The 14,302-nt window shown below is 68.0% G+C and carries 16 protein-coding genes; 11 read left to right on the top strand and 5 right to left on the bottom strand.

Going from position 1 to position 14,302, the window contains the following annotated elements; all coding sequences use genetic code 11:
- Window positions 1–12: 12 nt before the first annotated feature.
- Together DL519_RS03320 and DL519_RS03315 are read right to left on the bottom strand one after the other, a co-directional pair.
- The gene (locus DL519_RS03320; RefSeq protein WP_223838401.1) at window positions 13–189 is read right to left on the bottom strand and encodes a hypothetical protein; all 177 of its coding nucleotides are present in this window, start codon (window positions 187–189) and stop codon (window positions 13–15) included.
- A 227-nt stretch (window positions 190–416) separates the two neighbouring features.
- Window positions 417–1,886 (bottom strand): NAD-dependent succinate-semialdehyde dehydrogenase, encoded by a 1,470-nt coding sequence (locus DL519_RS03315; RefSeq protein ID WP_190812827.1) that lies wholly within the window; start codon window positions 1,884–1,886, stop codon window positions 417–419.
- A 91-nt stretch (window positions 1,887–1,977) separates the two neighbouring features.
- On the opposite strand from DL519_RS03315, the gene DL519_RS03310 reads away from it, so the two are divergent.
- The 9 genes from DL519_RS03310 (at window position 1,978) to DL519_RS03270 (ending at window position 9,696) form a co-directional block, all read left to right on the top strand.
- Window positions 1,978–2,679, top strand: a complete 702-nt coding sequence (locus DL519_RS03310; RefSeq protein ID WP_190812826.1) for a GntR family transcriptional regulator — start codon at window positions 1,978–1,980, stop codon at window positions 2,677–2,679.
- Complete coding sequence (locus tag DL519_RS03305; protein WP_190812825.1) at window positions 2,676–3,854, top strand: pyridoxal phosphate-dependent aminotransferase; 1,179 nt, start codon at window positions 2,676–2,678, stop codon at window positions 3,852–3,854. The genes DL519_RS03310 and DL519_RS03305 overlap by 4 nt, the downstream gene beginning before the upstream one ends.
- 88 nt (window positions 3,855–3,942) lie before the next feature.
- A complete protein-coding gene (locus DL519_RS03300; RefSeq protein ID WP_190812824.1) occupies window positions 3,943–4,485 on the top strand; it encodes a thiamine pyrophosphate-binding protein in 543 nt (180 codons plus the stop codon).
- Window positions 4,482–5,060 carry a thiamine pyrophosphate-dependent enzyme gene (locus tag DL519_RS03295; RefSeq protein ID WP_190812823.1) on the top strand — a complete coding sequence of 193 codons (579 nt, stop codon included), beginning with the start codon at window positions 4,482–4,484 and terminating at the stop codon, window positions 5,058–5,060. Before DL519_RS03300 ends, DL519_RS03295 begins: the two co-directional genes overlap by 4 nt.
- Window positions 5,057–5,815, top strand: coding sequence for a LamB/YcsF family protein (locus DL519_RS03290; protein ID WP_190812822.1), 759 nt, complete (start codon window positions 5,057–5,059; stop codon window positions 5,813–5,815). The genes DL519_RS03295 and DL519_RS03290 overlap by 4 nt, the downstream gene beginning before the upstream one ends.
- Before the next feature lie 7 nt (window positions 5,816–5,822).
- Window positions 5,823–6,479, top strand: coding sequence for a 5-oxoprolinase subunit B family protein (locus tag DL519_RS03285; protein WP_190812821.1), 657 nt, complete (start codon window positions 5,823–5,825; stop codon window positions 6,477–6,479).
- A complete protein-coding gene (locus DL519_RS03280) occupies window positions 6,473–7,429 on the top strand; it encodes a 5-oxoprolinase subunit C family protein (protein ID WP_223838400.1) in 957 nt (318 codons plus the stop codon). Before DL519_RS03285 ends, DL519_RS03280 begins: the two co-directional genes overlap by 7 nt.
- A 180-nt stretch (window positions 7,430–7,609) precedes the next feature.
- A complete protein-coding gene (locus DL519_RS03275) occupies window positions 7,610–8,920 on the top strand; it encodes an MFS transporter (protein ID WP_190812820.1) in 1,311 nt (436 codons plus the stop codon).
- Window positions 8,917–9,696, top strand: a complete 780-nt coding sequence (locus DL519_RS03270; protein ID WP_190812819.1) for a putative hydro-lyase — start codon at window positions 8,917–8,919, stop codon at window positions 9,694–9,696. Before DL519_RS03275 ends, DL519_RS03270 begins: the two co-directional genes overlap by 4 nt.
- 228 nt (window positions 9,697–9,924) lie before the next feature.
- On the opposite strand, the gene DL519_RS03265 is transcribed toward DL519_RS03270, so the two are convergent.
- Window positions 9,925–10,665 (bottom strand): SDR family NAD(P)-dependent oxidoreductase, encoded by a 741-nt coding sequence (locus DL519_RS03265; protein ID WP_190812818.1) that lies wholly within the window; start codon window positions 10,663–10,665, stop codon window positions 9,925–9,927.
- 451 nt (window positions 10,666–11,116) lie between these two features.
- Window positions 11,117–11,545, bottom strand: coding sequence for a hypothetical protein (locus DL519_RS03260; RefSeq protein ID WP_190812817.1), 429 nt, complete (start codon window positions 11,543–11,545; stop codon window positions 11,117–11,119).
- A 452-nt stretch (window positions 11,546–11,997) separates the two neighbouring features.
- Here DL519_RS03260 and DL519_RS03255 point away from each other — a divergent pair, with 452 nt between their 5' ends.
- A complete protein-coding gene (locus DL519_RS03255) occupies window positions 11,998–13,224 on the top strand; it encodes an MFS transporter (protein WP_190812816.1) in 1,227 nt (408 codons plus the stop codon).
- A 135-nt stretch (window positions 13,225–13,359) separates the two neighbouring features.
- Here the strand turns inward: DL519_RS03255 and DL519_RS03250 are convergent, their stop codons facing one another.
- A complete protein-coding gene (locus DL519_RS03250) occupies window positions 13,360–13,911 on the bottom strand; it encodes a PadR family transcriptional regulator (RefSeq protein WP_190812815.1) in 552 nt (183 codons plus the stop codon).
- A gap of 149 nt (window positions 13,912–14,060) precedes the next feature.
- Here DL519_RS03250 and DL519_RS03245 point away from each other — a divergent pair, with 149 nt between their 5' ends.
- On the top strand, window positions 14,061–14,300 hold the full coding sequence (locus DL519_RS03245; protein ID WP_223838399.1) for a carotenoid oxygenase family protein: 240 nt from the start codon (window positions 14,061–14,063) through the stop codon (window positions 14,298–14,300).
- The last annotated feature ends 2 nt before the right edge of the window (window positions 14,301–14,302 follow it).

The raw sequence follows: 14,302 nt of genomic DNA, 5'->3' as shown, positions 1-14,302 counted from the left end.
ATCGGAGGAGCACTATTTTGCCGACACCGAGGAAGACTGCACCTCGTAGTGGCCGCGTTCGAACCCGAAGTTGCCGGCGAGACCGCAGCATCCGGAGTCCAGCACATCGGCATCAATACCGGCCCGGCCGGTCAACTCGGTGTCGGCATCGAATCCCAGCACCGCGTACTGATGGCAGTGCCGCCGCACGATGGCCTGCCCGCCCACCCGCGGCGGCCGCCCGATGGCCAGGTGAATGAAGCGAACGGACCGTTCGTGCCGTCTACCGAGGCGAACAGGCCGTTCGCTTCACGACGCAGCCCACCAATCCCGGCTCGTGCTGCCGCTCACGACTCGTACCGCTATCCAGGGCTCGTCGTTGTTCCAGCAGCATCTCGACTGGACAGTCTGGTGCCGAGCCCGGTTATCGCGCCTTTTCAGAGACCGAGGCCGATGTACTTGGTTTCGAGGTACTCCTCGATGCCGTGGCTGCTGCCTTCGCGCCCCAAGCCGGATTCCTTGATGCCGCCGAACGGCGCCGCCGGGTTGCTGATCACTCCTCGGTTGATCCCGGTCATCCCGCTGTCCAGCGCTTCGGCGACCCGCATCGCACGGGACAGGTTCTGGCTGAACAGGTACGACGCCAGACCGAACGGAGTGTCGTTGGCGGCAGCAATCGCCTCGTCCTCGGTGTCGAACGGGTAGATCGCCGCCACGGGCCCGAAGATCTCCTCGGTGCGCAGCTCCGCTTCGTGCGGAACGCCTCGCAGCACCGTCGGCGGGTAGAAGTAGCCCTTCCCCGTTGGCACTTCGCCGCCAAGCAGCAGTTCGGCGCCCTTGGCGACCGCGTCGTCGACGAGTCCGGCGACCTTGGCCCGCTGCCGGTCGTCGATCAGCGGGCCCAACGTGCTCGCCGGGTCCAGTCCAGGCCCGGCGCGGAACGACGCCATGTGCTCGGTGAGCTTGCGTGTGAACTCCTCGACCACCCCGGACTGCACGTGGATCCTGTTCGCGGCGACGCAGGATTCGCCGCCGTTGCGGAGCTTGGCCACCACGGCACCCTCCACTGCGGTGTCGACGTCGGCGTCGTCGAAGACCAGCAGCGGAGCGTTGCCGCCGAGCTCCATCGAGCTCCGCAGGACGTGGTCGGCGGCCTGGCCGAGCAGCAGCTTGCCGACCCGGGTCGAGCCGGTGAAGGAGATCTTGCGCAGCCGGGGATCTGCCATCACCGGCTGCACGAGTCCGGCCGCGTCCGTCGTGGTGACCACGTTGACCACTCCGTCAGGCAGCCCAGCCTCGCGCAGCACCTCCGCCAGCAGCAACGTCGTCAGCGGGGTCTGCTCGGCGGGTTTGATGACCACGGTGCAGCCCGCGGCGAGGGCGGCACCGATCTTGCGGGTGCCCATGGCCAGCGGGAAGTTCCAGGGCGTGACGAGCAACGTCGGGCCGACCGGTCGCTTCGTCGTGACGATCCGGTACTGGCCACCCGGCTCGACGCCGTAGCCGCCGTCGAGGTGCAGGCGGGTCGCGCTTTCGGAGAACCAGCGGAAGAAGCCCGCCCCGTAGTCCACCTCGCCGCGGGCTTCGGCGAGCGGCTTGCCCATCTCCAGGGTGATCAGCGCAGCGATCTCTTCCCGGCGCTCGATCAGCGCGTCGTAGGCGGCGCGCAGGACATCGGCTCGGGCCTGAGGTGGCGTGGCGGCCCAGTCCGCGGCGGCGTCGACGGCCGCGTCCAGTGCCGCGATTCCGTCCGCTGGGCCCGCGTCAGCGACCCGGAGCAGGAGTTCTTCACTGGCCGGATCGACCACCTCGAAGGTCTCTCCGCTGCGCGACGAGACCCACTTGCCACCGATGAACAGCTCAGTCGGCACGGCCTGCAGCAGCCGTGCCCGGTCGACGTCGACCATGCGCGCTTCTCCAAATCCTCGACACGTAAACAACGGGAAAACCGGGCGCTAACCCTTGTCCCCGATCACGTATTCACTGTATACAGTCCGCATGGCTGCTGACCACACCCTGCGGAGAGGTTCCCCGCGCAACCCCAACGACATAGCCGACGAGCTGCGCGCGGCCATCGTCAACGGTGTCTTCCCGCCCGGACACCGGCTGGTCCACGAGGAGCTCGCGGCCCGCTTCGGGGTCAGCCGGATCCCGCTGCGGGAAGCCATCCGGACCCTGGTCGGCGAGGGCCTGGTGCAAAGCCCGCCCGGGCGCGGCACCTTCGTCACCGAACTGGACCTCGCCGAGATCGACGAGGTCTACGACCTGCGAAAGCTCGTCGAGCCCAGCTTCGCCGAGCACGTGGTGCAGCGCTGCTCGCGCTCGGACGTCGACCGGCTGCGGTCGATGACCGAGCAGATGGACCGCATCGACGAGCTCGGCAGCGAAGGCTGGTCAAGGGTGAACTTCGCGTTCCACCTCGACATGTACAGGCTGGCCGGATTGCCGATGCGCTACGAAGTGATCTCCCGGCTCTACCACCAGCTGGAGCCCTACTCCCGGTTCTACGTGCACAGCACCCACGCGCTCGACCGCGTGCAGGCCGAGCACAAGGCGATGGTCGCCGCGCTCGCCGACGGCGACGCCACCGCGCTCGCCGACCAGATCCACGCCCACATCGACGGTGGCCAGCAGGGCCTGCGCAGCGCCTGGCACGACCGGGCCGAACACCCCGAATCCGTCCTGGAGCAACCCCGATGACCCACGCATTCGCCCGCCCGGCAGACCGCTTGGCGGCCATCAAGCCTTCGCCGATCAGGGCGATCTTCGACCGCGCCGCGAAGCTGGAAGCCGACGGGCACAAGATCTACCACTTCGAGATCGGCCGCCCCGACTTCGACAGCCCGGCCGTGGCCAAGCAGGCGACGATCGACGCGTTGGAGAGCGGCAAGGTGCATTACGCGCCGAACGCCGGCACCGCGGACCTGCGCGCCGCGATCTCCGAATACCTCGCGGACAAACGCCACACCCAGTACCAGCCCAACGGCGAGATCATCGTCACCGTAGGCGCCAACGAAGCGGTGTTCCTCGCGATCATGGCGTTCTGCGGGCCCGGTGATGAGGTCGTGGTGCCCGTACCGGCCTGGGCCCACTACCAGTCCTGCATCCGGTTGGCCGGTGCCACACCGGTCGAGGTGCCGCTCGACGCCGCCAACGGTTACCAACTCGACCTGGAGGCGCTGAGCGCCGCGATCAGCGACCGCACCCGCATGGTCGTGCTGTGCACGCCGAACAACCCGACCGGAACCGTGGCCAGCAAGTCCGACTTGGACGCCATCGCTGAGATGCTGCGTCCCACCGACGCCCTGCTGCTGTCCGACGAGATCTACGCCGACCTCACCTACGATGTCGACCACGCCTCCCCCGCGTCCTACGAACAACTCCGCCCGCGCACGCTGTCGGTCGGCGGGTTCGCCAAGGCGTTCGCGATGGACGGCTGGCGGTTGGGCTGGCTGGCCGGTCCGGCCGAGCTGATCGCACCCGCCCTGCGGGTCCGGCAGTACACCACCGTCTGCTCCACCACATTCATCCAGGACGGCGGCGCTGCGGCGCTGCGCTCGGCCCGCGACGAGGCCGAATCCATGCGCCAGTCCTTCGAGGCCCGGCGCAACGCAGCGCTGCAGGTGATCTCCGGTACCGACAAGTTGCGCGTGGCCTCCCCCGACGGCGCCTTCTACCTCTACCTCAGCTACGACCCGGAAACCGCCGAACCGGCCGAAGAACTCGCGGTGCGCCTGCTCGAAGAACACCACGTCGCCGTGGTTCCCGGGACCGCCTTCGACCCGCACGGCGGGACGCACTCGTTCCGCGTGTCCTACGCGTGCCCGCTGGAAGACCTGGCCGAAGGCCTCCGGCGCATCATCGCCGCACTGTAACGGCGGCCGACCTGACGCAGGTCGCACCAGTTCCGCGGTCGCCGGTCCGCGACCACGCCCACCCCCGAACTCGAGAGAAAGCAGCTGCATGAGTACGACGACGCAACAACGCCACAAGAACGTGGTCGAAGCGGTGCTCGGGATGGACCCCGACGCCGTGGCCTACGTGCCCAGCAACAGCATCGCCGCAATCATCAACGGACTCATCGACAACGCCGGCCCGGACACCCGTGTTTTCCCCGTGTCGCGGGAGGAAGAGGCCGTCGGCGTCATCGGCGCGCTCCCGCTGGCCGGCAAGTTCGGCGTGATCGTGATGCAGGACAACGGGTTCGGCAACGCGCTCACCGCGCTGACCACCTTCGCCACGTCCTACCACCTGCCGGTGCTCATCCTGGCCAACACCCGCGGCGGGCTCGGCGAGTACAACTCGATGATCCACTCGATCTCCGCTCCAGTGCCCGACATGCTGCGTGCCGCGAACATCCCCGTCTTCGGGCTCGACCGGCGCAACTCCCCGGAGGACTGGCAGGCGACCGTGACCGAGGCCGGCAAGCACGCCCGGATGACCTACCGCCCCGTCGTGGTCCTGATGGAATTCTTCGACTTCAACGACAAGGAGAGCCGCGCATGAAGCGCATCGAAGCCCTGCGCGTGATCACCGAACGGACCCCCGACCTCCCGGTGACCGCGACCTGCGCGGCCACCAGCCGGGAACTGGCCGCCGTGGCCGACCGGGACAACCACCTCTACCTGCTGGACGCCATGGGACTCACGGTGTCCGTGGGCACCGGCGTCGCGCTGGGAATCGCCGGCACCAAGGTGTCGCGCAGCGTGGTGATCGACGGGGACGGGTCGCTACTGATGAACCTCGGCGCGGCGGCCACCGCCGGCTACCTCGCCCCGGACAACCTCGTGATCCTTTTGCTGGACAACGGGGTCTACGCATCGACGGCCGGTATCCCCACCCAGGCGGAGAAACTGGACCTGGGCGCGATCGCGGAATCGGTGAGGCTGAAGGTCCTGCGGGCCGCGGACACCACCGAACTGGGCAACGCGCTGCAGCGAACGCTGGCCGAGCCGGGCCCGTGGTTCGTGCACGTGCGCATCGAGCCGGGCAACGAACCGGGCACACCACTGCTGCTCATCGATCCCGTCGTGCACGCCGACCGCTTCCGCCGCTGGCTGACCGACCGAATCGCGGCATGACCGAGATCGCGGTCAACACCGACATCGGGGAAGGCTTCGGCGTCTGGCAGTTCACCGACGACGAAGCACTCCTCGGGCTGGTCAGCGCGGCCAACGTGGCCTGCGGTTTCCACGCCGGCGACCCCGACATCCTGCGCCGCACCTGCGAACTGGCGGTGCGGCGCGGTGTGGCCATCGGCGCCCAGGTGTCCTACCGGGACCTCGCCGGTTTCGGCCGGAGGTTCCTGGACGTGCCGCGAGCGAGCCTGGTCAACGACCTGCTGTACCAGATGGGCGCGCTGCGGGTATTCGCCGAACTCGCAGGCGGTCGAATCGGCTACGTCAAGGCGCACGGAGCCTTGTACAACGCCTCGGCTCGTCACCGCGAGCACGCGGCCGCGATCGTGGAGGCAGTCGCCTCATTCGACCGATCGATCCCGCTGTTGTGCCAGCCCGGCACGGAGACATGGCGGCAGGCGGAGGAAGCCGGGATCCGGCCGCTGGCCGAAGGCTTCATCGACCGCGGCTACACAGCCGAAGGGCTGCTGGTGCCGCGCGGCCAACCTGGCGCGCTGGTGACCGATCCCGAGGGAGCCGCCACACGTGCGGTGCGGATGGCCACGGAAGGCAAGGTGACCGCAGTGACCGGGGAGAACGTCGAGCTGTCCCCGGGCACGCTGTGCCTCCACAGCGACACTGCAGGTGCCGTGGAAATCGCCGCCGCGGTCACCGCCGCGCTGCGCGCCGCAGACGTTTCACTGGTCCCCATTCGATGAGGTGACAATGCTCCAGCGCATCCCCGCGCCGACCACGGCCCGCCTGCTGCGCGCCGGCGACCGCGGCTGGCTGGTGGAACTGCCCTCCGGCGGCGCCACCTCGATCGCCGCGGCCGTCCACGATCAGCCGTGGGCAGCACAGGTCGCCGAGGTCGTCCCGGCCGCGAAGACCGTCCTGGTCACCGCGATCGACTGCGCCTGGACAGACGCGCTGGGCAGCGCTTTGGTTTCACTGCTGGAAGAGGCTCTCGATCGCCCGGGGCCCGGCCGACGTCCCCGGACGATCGAGATCCCAGTGCACTACGGCGGCCCGGACCTCACCGAGGTCGCCGATGCTCTCGGCCTCGGCGTCGCTGACGTCACTCGCGAACACGCCGCTGCAGAACACGTCGTCGGATTCTTCGGCTTCGCACCGGGATTCGCCTACATCGACGGCTGCCCAGACGTCCTGGCGCTACCGCGCCGAACCAGCCCGCGCACCCGGATCGAGGCCGGGTATGTGGCGATCGCCGGCAACCAGACCGTCGTGTACCCGGGCGGTACGCCGGGTGGCTGGCACCTGATCGGTCACACCGAACAGCGGTTGTGGAACCCCGACAACAACCCGCCGAACCGGCTGGAAGTCGGCGATCGAGTGGCCTTCCGGGTGGTGACGACGTGTTGACAGCTGCCCGATCCACGCCGGCCCCACCCAAGAACGGCACCGCGCGGTTGTCCGTCATCTCGCCAGGCCCCCTCACCACCGTGCAGGACCAGGGACGGACCGGTTACGCGCACCTCGGGGTGAGCCCATCCGGTGCCGCCGACCGGGCCAGCTTCGCACTGGCCAACCGGTTGGTCGGCAATTTCCCCGGAACCCCAGCCCTGGAATGCACCTTCGGCGGGTTGAGCATCCGGCTCGACGCGGCCCGGGTGGTCGCGCTAACCGGCGCGCCGGTGCCCGCTCTGGTCAACGGCCGCCCGGTGGCGGATCCGACGCGCTTCCGGCTCACCGCCGGAGACGTGCTGTCGCTGGGACGCCCCAACGTCGGCCTGCGCACCTACCTCGCGATCTCCGGTGGTCTGCTGGTCGAACCCGTGCTCGGCGGTGCCGGGCACGATGTGCTGGCCGGACACGGACCGCACCCGCTTCGCGCTGGTGATGAGTTCGCCATCGGTGCGGCCAACCCTTGCCCGCAGGTTCCCGTCGAGTTGGCGATCAGCCGACTCCCACAGGCCACCACGATCGTGCGATTCCGGTGGGGTCCGCGACACGAACTCTTCGACCGGTCCGATCGACAACGGCTCACCACCACCCGGTGGCGGGTCTCCGCAGATTCGAATCGGGTCGGGGTCCGGCTGCAGGGCGATCCCCTGCAAATCGGCAAAATCCACCTGGCCAGCGAGGGCATGGTGCGCGGCGCGATCCAGGTGCCGCCCTCAGGCGAACCCATCGTGTTCCTGGCAGACCATCCGGTCACCGGCGGATATCCGGTGATCGGCGCGGTCGTCGAGCGCGATCTGGACCTGGTGGCGCAGGCTCCACCAGGTATCGGGTTGCGCTTCCAACCCATTTCCAGCGGAGGTCGCACCATGAAATTGGCTTCCCGGCAACGAATTACAACCAAATCTTGATCCCGCAGGCGCCGCGACGCGCGGGTGCCAGGATCGAAGCACGTCGCTAGGGCACGAAAGTATCCAACCAGTCCTTCCTCGGTCGTCGAGCGATAGCCATCTCCGCTCACGGCACCGGCACAGCTCGCCGAATCAATTCCTGATCGGCCCGAGCACCCCCTGAAAACGCTGGAGTGATCGATGTCCACCTCCACCGGAGTCCACACCCCACAAGTCGGCACCAGCCAACAGACCACGCGCAAAGCCGCGATCGCCGCGATGACCGGAACCGCAATCGAGTACTACGAGTTCGGGGTCTACGGATACCTCGCGGTCACCATCAGCCCGCTGTTCTTCCCCGGCAACAACCCAACGGCGGCGCTGCTGTCCACCCTGGCCGTGTTCGGCAGCTCGTTCCTGGTCCGCCCACTCGGCGGAATCCTCCTCGGACGGCTCGGTGACCGGATCGGCCGCAAGGCAGTCCTGCTGCTCACCGTCATCGGCATGGGCAGCGCCACCGCAATCACCGGTCTGCTTCCCACGCACGCCTCCGCCGGGCTGCTCGCACCGATCGCATTGCTCGTCGTCCGCCTGCTGCAAGGATTCTTCGCCGGCGGCGAGGTCACCGGCGCAGCCGCATACGTCGCCGAATCCGCACCGACCGGCCGACGTGGCTTCTTCGGCGGCTTCACCCCGATGGGCGTCGCAATGGGCGGTGCAGCAGCAGCCACCGTCGCAGGTGTGGTGTCGAGTGTGCTGACGCCAGAACAGATGTCGGCCTGGGGCTGGCGAATCCCGTTCCTGTGCTCGATCCCGCTGATCGTGCTGTCGCTGGTGCTGCGGAAGAAGATCGAAGACACCCACGCGTTCGAATCCGCCAAGGAGAACCAGGAACTGGCCAAGGCACCGCTGCGGGAAGTCCTGACCGGACACTTGCCGGCGGTGGCCAAGGTCGTCGGGCTGTCGTTCGGACAGAACGCCGGCTACTGGGTCGGCCTGGTGTTCATGAACATCTACCTGACCAAGAACCTCGGCTACAGCCAGACCGCGGTCTTCTGGATCATCGTGGCCGTCAACCTCAGCATGGGACTGCTGATGCCCCTCTACGGCGGCCTGTCCGACCGCAAGGGCCGAAAGTTCGTCCTCACCATCGGATTCGTCGGTTACATGGTCCTGGTGACGCCGATGATGCTGGTGATGAACCACAACAACATCTGGCTCGCGTTCCTCGCGATGATGGTAGCCGCGATCCCCTTCCCCATCGTCCAGTCCGTCGGCTACCCCACCTACGCCGAGCAGTTCCCCACCCGCGTGCGCTACACCGGTCTGTCGCTGAGCTTCAACATCGGCACCATCCTCGGCGGCGGCCTGATGCCCTACGCCGCCACCTGGCTGATCTCGACCACCGACAACCTCCTCGCCCCCGGCTGGCTGCTCATCGGCGCGTGCGCCATCGCGCTGCTCTCCCTGCTCCCGGTGCGCGAAACCGCACGATCGGAGCTCGCCGCATGAGTGCCCCCGCCAGCCCGCGGGAGCTCCGTCGGTTGATCGCCGCCGGCAGCTGGACCGGCCCCACCGCCGGAGTCCTCGACGGCTACCAGCAGGCCAACCTCGCCGTCGTCCCACGGGAGCTGGCCTTCGACTTCCTGTTGTACTGCAACCGGAATCCCAAGCCTTGTCCGGTGATCGCGGTGACCGACCCGGCAGACCCGGTCATCCGGCTCGGCCGGACCGAAGCCGACCTGCGCACCACGCTGCCACGCTACCGGGTGTGGCAACGCGGCGAACTCGTCGCCGAACCGACTGACATCACCGCATACTGGCGGGACGACTCCGTCGGCTTCCTCCTGGGCTGCAGCCACACCTGGGAGGGGCCGTTGCGCACCGCAGGAGTCCCGGTGCCATACGCGGCGGATTCGATGGCACCACCGGTGTATGTGACCGACCGGCCCACCCACCCGGCCGGCCGCCTGTCGGGTCCGCTCGTGGTGAGCATGCGGGCGCTCCCGAGCCATCTGGTGGCGCGCGCGGTGGAGGTCACCTCCCGTTACCCCACCGGTCACGGGTCCCCAGTGCACATCGGAGACCCAGCAGGCCTCGGCATCGCGGACCTGTCCACACCGGACTTCGGACCACCACCACGGCTCGAACCCGGCACGGTCCCGATGTTCTGGGCATGCGGAGTCACCCCACAGCTGGTGCTGCCCAACTCCGGTGCCGAGTACGTGATCACCCACTACGCAGGCCACATGTTCATCTTCGACAACCACGTCGACGAAGCCCCGTGAGGAGCGATCGACCGGAGGTGAGCGCACCCCACAACATGAACTGACGGGAGCCCCAAAACAGGTCGGCGAGACGCCCACGAGCATGCTGCCGCCCGCACCCCGGTGGTCACTGTGCACACGGCCCAGGCAGGGGTGCGACGGGTCCATCGCGCAGAAAGGTCGGTCCGACGAGGGGATCATCCGAGCTACGGCTCCGTAGGTGCTCCCTGTACGAGTGCGCGGTCCCGGTCAGAGCCGGATCCCGCCGTTCACGTCGAGGACCGCGCCGGTCATGAACGACGACGCGGACGACCACAGGTAGAGGACGGCGTCGGCGATCTCCTCGGGCCGCGCCAAACGCCCGACGAGTGCCCGCTCGGCGAGCTCGGCGTGGATCTCGGGGTCGTCGCCGAGCATCGCCGTCGTGGTGCAGCCGGGAGCGACGCAGTTCACCCGGATCTGCCGGGACGCCAGTTCGCGCGCCGCGCCCTTCGTCAGGCTGATCACCGCGCCTTTGGAGGCCCCGTACACGGGACCCCCGACGTACCCACCGCCGGTGTAGGCGGCCACCGAGGCGCAGAGGACGATCGAGGCGCCGGGCGCGAGATGAGGTGCGGCGGCCTGGATCGTGTTGACCGAGCCCAGCACGTTGACCAGCAGACACCGCTCGGCTTCTTCGAAGCTGACCTCAAGTAGCGGGGTCTGTAGCGTAATGCCGGCTGGGACGAAAACACCCGTGACCGGGCCGTTCTCAGCAGCGGCGGCGAACCCCTTCTCAAGCGACTCCCGGTCGAGGACGTCAGCTTGGTGGTAGGCCGCGCCCGGGAACGCCTCGGCCACCTCCGGGGCGTGCTCGGGAAGGTCGAGCACCGTCATCGAGTCGACGCGGTCGGCAGCGAGACCGACCGCGGCCAGGCCGATGCCGCGGGCGCCGCCCACGACGACGGCGTTGCCGCCGACCCGGAGTTCTTTGTTGGAGGGAGCAGTCATCGGTCCTCCGATGTGGTAGGTAACGGGTGTTGGCGTCGGTGTCGCCGGTCAGAGGTCCAGGACCAGCCGTGGCGTGCGCGACCGGGAGCAGCACGGGGTGATGACCTCGTGCGAATCGCGCTCTTCAGCGCTGAGGTAGGAGTCGCGGTGGCCGGGGATTCCTTATTCCAGCACAGTGGTCTCGCAAGTCCCACAGGTCCCTCGCCGCCCGAGCCACTGCCACGGCCTGCTCAGGAACCTCCGGCCACGGACGCGGCTGGACTGACATCACATGATCCCTCCCGCCGCCGGGACAGAGACCGGCCGCACTGGACCATCGTCCACCGAGACGATCAATCCGCACCAGCCAGTACACGATCACTACACCCCCGAATTAGGCAACAGAGTCCTTCAGGCGGGGAGCAGTCAACCGACCCGGGCAGGAGGACCAACCGTGGCACGCCGTGCAGCATCAGCCGAAGCGGAACGAGCCGATCACGCCCAGCCCGCTGAGCACGCCGACGACCGTCAGCAGCAGGCATCCGACGATGGCCGACATCAGCCACGCGCGACGTCGCGACGTCGCGACGAACGTGACGCCAAGCGCCGCCCAGAGCAGGCCTTCGACCAAGAACCACGGCTCGTTCAGCAGCACGGCAGCGAACAAGATGATCGCGGCACCGACGGCGTTGATAGCGCGGAACTGGGCGCTGGAGACCGGCTCACCGATCATGCCGACGGTGCCGCCCGCTGCGTAATACGCCCGGTAGCAGGCGTAGGCGAACCCCCACAGCGCGAGAGCGACGACGATTCCACGCGGATAGCCTGGCTGATGAATCGCGGTCTCAACCGTGGTAGCCCGATCACGGCCTCGCGCTGCCGACGCCAAAAAGCGGTGCATCGTCGGTCCCTTCTCCAATGATCACTTTTGCCAGAACAGCCAGGTCCCCTCGGCTGCGACTTCGGCTGCGGCTTGTGATCTTCGCGCACCGAAGCTGAGAGTTTCCCCAGGAAACCAAACCAGACAAACAGATGCACCAGGTCCGTTGGCAACGATCGACATCGAGCCGAGCGAGACACCCGGATACCCCACGAAGCGGGCATCGTCACGCCCGCACCGGTCGAGCCGGCAGCGGTGTGCTTGGACTGAATGGCCAAGCAGTTCGCCGCCGTGCTGCGCTAGCGAACCCATTCGCGCCGCACCCGCGGTCGACCTCGCGGGCATCGGCTTTTTCCCCCACCCTGGAGATGTCGGGGCGTGGCGATGGGGGAGGTGGGATGCAGGCGCTTGGCTCCGGTTGCCGTCAACGCCAACCTGGGGCTGCCGGCGCCACCGAAGGATGGTATCCAGCGATGACGTTCACACGCCCGATAGTCCAGCTCCTGTTCAGGAGTGGCTCACCGCGATTCGGCCGACGCGGTGGTTTCGCCGTGGTGGCCTACGCGTTCACGGTAACCATGATCGGGACTACCCTGCCGACACCGCTGTACCCGATCTACCGAAGCGAGTTCGGTTTCTCCGAGCTGATGGTCACCGTGATCTTCGCGACGTACGCGGTCGGGGTCATCGCCGCGCTCCTGCTCTTCGGTCACCTGTCCGACCAGATCGGTCGGCGGCGTGTGCTGCTGGCAGGGCTTGCGCTGTCCGCGTTGAGCGCCGTGGTGTTCCTCGTCGCCAACGGCCTCTGGCTGCTGCTGGTGGGCCGCATACTCTCGGGCTTGTCGGCGGGAATCTTCACGGGCACGGCGACGGCGACCCTCGCTGACCTGGTGCCGCGGAGCTCGGTCGGCCGCGCGACCGTGGTCGCCACATCGGCCAACATCGGGGGCTTGGGCTGCGGCCCGCTGATGGCCGGCCTGCTCGCGCAGTTCGCCGTGGCACCGCTGCGGCTGCCGTTCGGGGTGGATCTCGCTCTGGTCATCCCCGCGATGGTGCTCGTGTGGTCCATCCCGGAGCCGGTGCAGGCCGAAGGCCGCGTTCGCCTGCGCCCGCAACGTCTGCGGGTTCCTCCGCAGGCACGACCGGCCTTCGTGCGGGCCGGCTTGGCGGCTTTCGCTGGTTTCGCCGTGCTGGGCCTGTTCACGGCGGTGGCACCGGATTTCCTCGGCGAGGTGCTCCGCATCGACGACCACGCGATAGTCGGTCTGGTCGTATTCGCCGTGTTCGCGGCATCGACAGCCGGTCAGACCGCGCTGGTGGTGGTCTTCAGGGCACGCCCGCTCGTCATCGGCTGCGTGGGTTTGATCGCGGGTATGGGCCTGCTCGCTCTCGGCCTCGCGCTGCCTTCGCTGGTCTTGGTGATCGCCGGGGCGGTGGTGGCCGGACTCGGCCAGGGGCTGAGCTTCCGCACCGGGCTGGCGGCGGTCAACCAGGCCGCGCCGCCGAGGCAGCGGGCCGAGGTCGCCTCCAGCTTCTTCGTCGTGGCGTACGTGGCGATCTCCGTGCCGGTCGTGGCCTGCGGCCTCATCACCCAACTGCGAGGTGTGCAAGTGGCCGGGCTGATCCTCGCCGCCATGGTGGCGGTGCTGGCATCGACCGTCCTGGTGCTGCTGGCCCGGAAGTCCCCAGCCGTCAGGTGAGGAACACCGCGTGGCCACGCGGGCGGCCAGGTCACGAAGTGCTTCGACCACCCGGTGCGGATCGTGCGGGCCCAACGGGTCCACTGTGGTCCCGCTCGCGGCGAGGACCTACCCGGTGGTTCGGCGCGGCTGGGCTCATGGGGTGGCGTCGGCGGATTTCTCGTCCGGCGCAAGCCTCGACAACTCGGCCTGAGCCCAGTCCGCCCATTCGAGCATGGCCTGGTACTGGCGCAAGCCGTACTCGGCCGCTAGTCGGCCGAACTCCCACTGCCCGCCGGGTCCGCTGGCCGCCTCCACCCTGGCTTCCAGTTCGGCCACCTCGTGTTTCGCGTGGTCGTGAACACCGCGCAGCAGGGGTAGCGCTTCCGCCGGATCCAAAGTGGACATCAGGAAGAGCCGAAGCACGAACTCATTTCGGACGGGCTGGAGGGAAGACCAGTCCGTGAGCCAGCTGTGCAGCGCTTCCCGGCCGGTTTCGGTGAGCGCGTAGGTGCGGCGTCCTCGCGCGCCTTCCGCCACGACAGCGATCAGGCCGTCGGCGGCGAGCTTGTTCAGCTCGGGATAGATCTGACTGTGCCTGGCGTGCCAGGCGTATCGCTTCAGGGAGCGCTCGAATCGAAGCGTCAGGTCGTAACCGCTCTGCGGTTCGTCGGCCAGCAGTCCGAGCAGGGCATAGCGCAGCGACATCGTTACCTCCGAATCCGAACTCTACCTGACGAAACAGTCATGTATGGCTGAACATGTCTCATTTGACATGTCTCATTTGACATGTTGAAGTGTACCTGTCAAAGTCATCGCCGAAGTTGCTGGCATCTCTCGTCCCCGGAGGGAGAACAATGACGGAAGTCGCCGGGACCGCGGGCGAGGCCGTGTTCGTGCCCGCGGCAGATGCCCGCAACGAAGACGACGGTTGGCTGCTCTCCATCATCAGCGACCGCACCGGCAAGGGTTCCGACCTCGTCGTGCTCGACACCACCGACACCACCGCCGCCCCGGTGGCCACCGTGCACCTGCCCCGCAGGGTGCCCACCGGATTCCACGGATCTTGGGTCCCGGACGCAGAATTGGATGCCTGATC

Origin of the sequence: Saccharopolyspora pogona (assembly GCF_014697215.1) — a bacterium.
Classification (GTDB): domain Bacteria; phylum Actinomycetota; class Actinomycetes; order Mycobacteriales; family Pseudonocardiaceae; genus Saccharopolyspora; species Saccharopolyspora hattusasensis.
This window is presented reverse-complemented; position numbering and strand designations above follow the sequence as displayed.

What these genes read in the sequence shown, in the direction of transcription:
- DL519_RS03315 (WP_190812827.1), bottom strand. Translation starts at nt 1,886, where the DNA reads ATGGTCGACGTCGACCGGGCACGGCTGCTGCAGGCCGTGCCGACTGAG.
- DL519_RS03310 (WP_190812826.1), top strand. Translation starts at nt 1,978, where the DNA reads ATGGCTGCTGACCACACCCTGCGGAGAGGTTCCCCGCGCAACCCCAAC.
- DL519_RS03305 (WP_190812825.1), top strand. Translation starts at nt 2,676, where the DNA reads ATGACCCACGCATTCGCCCGCCCGGCAGACCGCTTGGCGGCCATCAAG.
- DL519_RS03300 (WP_190812824.1), top strand. Translation starts at nt 3,943, where the DNA reads ATGAGTACGACGACGCAACAACGCCACAAGAACGTGGTCGAAGCGGTG.
- DL519_RS03295 (WP_190812823.1), top strand. Translation starts at nt 4,482, where the DNA reads ATGAAGCGCATCGAAGCCCTGCGCGTGATCACCGAACGGACCCCCGAC.
- DL519_RS03290 (WP_190812822.1), top strand. Translation starts at nt 5,057, where the DNA reads ATGACCGAGATCGCGGTCAACACCGACATCGGGGAAGGCTTCGGCGTC.
- DL519_RS03285 (WP_190812821.1), top strand. Translation starts at nt 5,823, where the DNA reads ATGCTCCAGCGCATCCCCGCGCCGACCACGGCCCGCCTGCTGCGCGCC.
- DL519_RS03275 (WP_190812820.1), top strand. Translation starts at nt 7,610, where the DNA reads ATGTCCACCTCCACCGGAGTCCACACCCCACAAGTCGGCACCAGCCAA.
- DL519_RS03270 (WP_190812819.1), top strand. Translation starts at nt 8,917, where the DNA reads ATGAGTGCCCCCGCCAGCCCGCGGGAGCTCCGTCGGTTGATCGCCGCC.
- DL519_RS03265 (WP_190812818.1), bottom strand. Translation starts at nt 10,665, where the DNA reads ATGACTGCTCCCTCCAACAAAGAACTCCGGGTCGGCGGCAACGCCGTC.
- DL519_RS03260 (WP_190812817.1), bottom strand. Translation starts at nt 11,545, where the DNA reads ATGCACCGCTTTTTGGCGTCGGCAGCGCGAGGCCGTGATCGGGCTACC.
- DL519_RS03255 (WP_190812816.1), top strand. Translation starts at nt 11,998, where the DNA reads ATGACGTTCACACGCCCGATAGTCCAGCTCCTGTTCAGGAGTGGCTCA.
- DL519_RS03250 (WP_190812815.1), bottom strand. Translation starts at nt 13,911, where the DNA reads ATGTCGCTGCGCTATGCCCTGCTCGGACTGCTGGCCGACGAACCGCAG.
- DL519_RS03245 (WP_223838399.1), top strand. Translation starts at nt 14,061, where the DNA reads ATGACGGAAGTCGCCGGGACCGCGGGCGAGGCCGTGTTCGTGCCCGCG.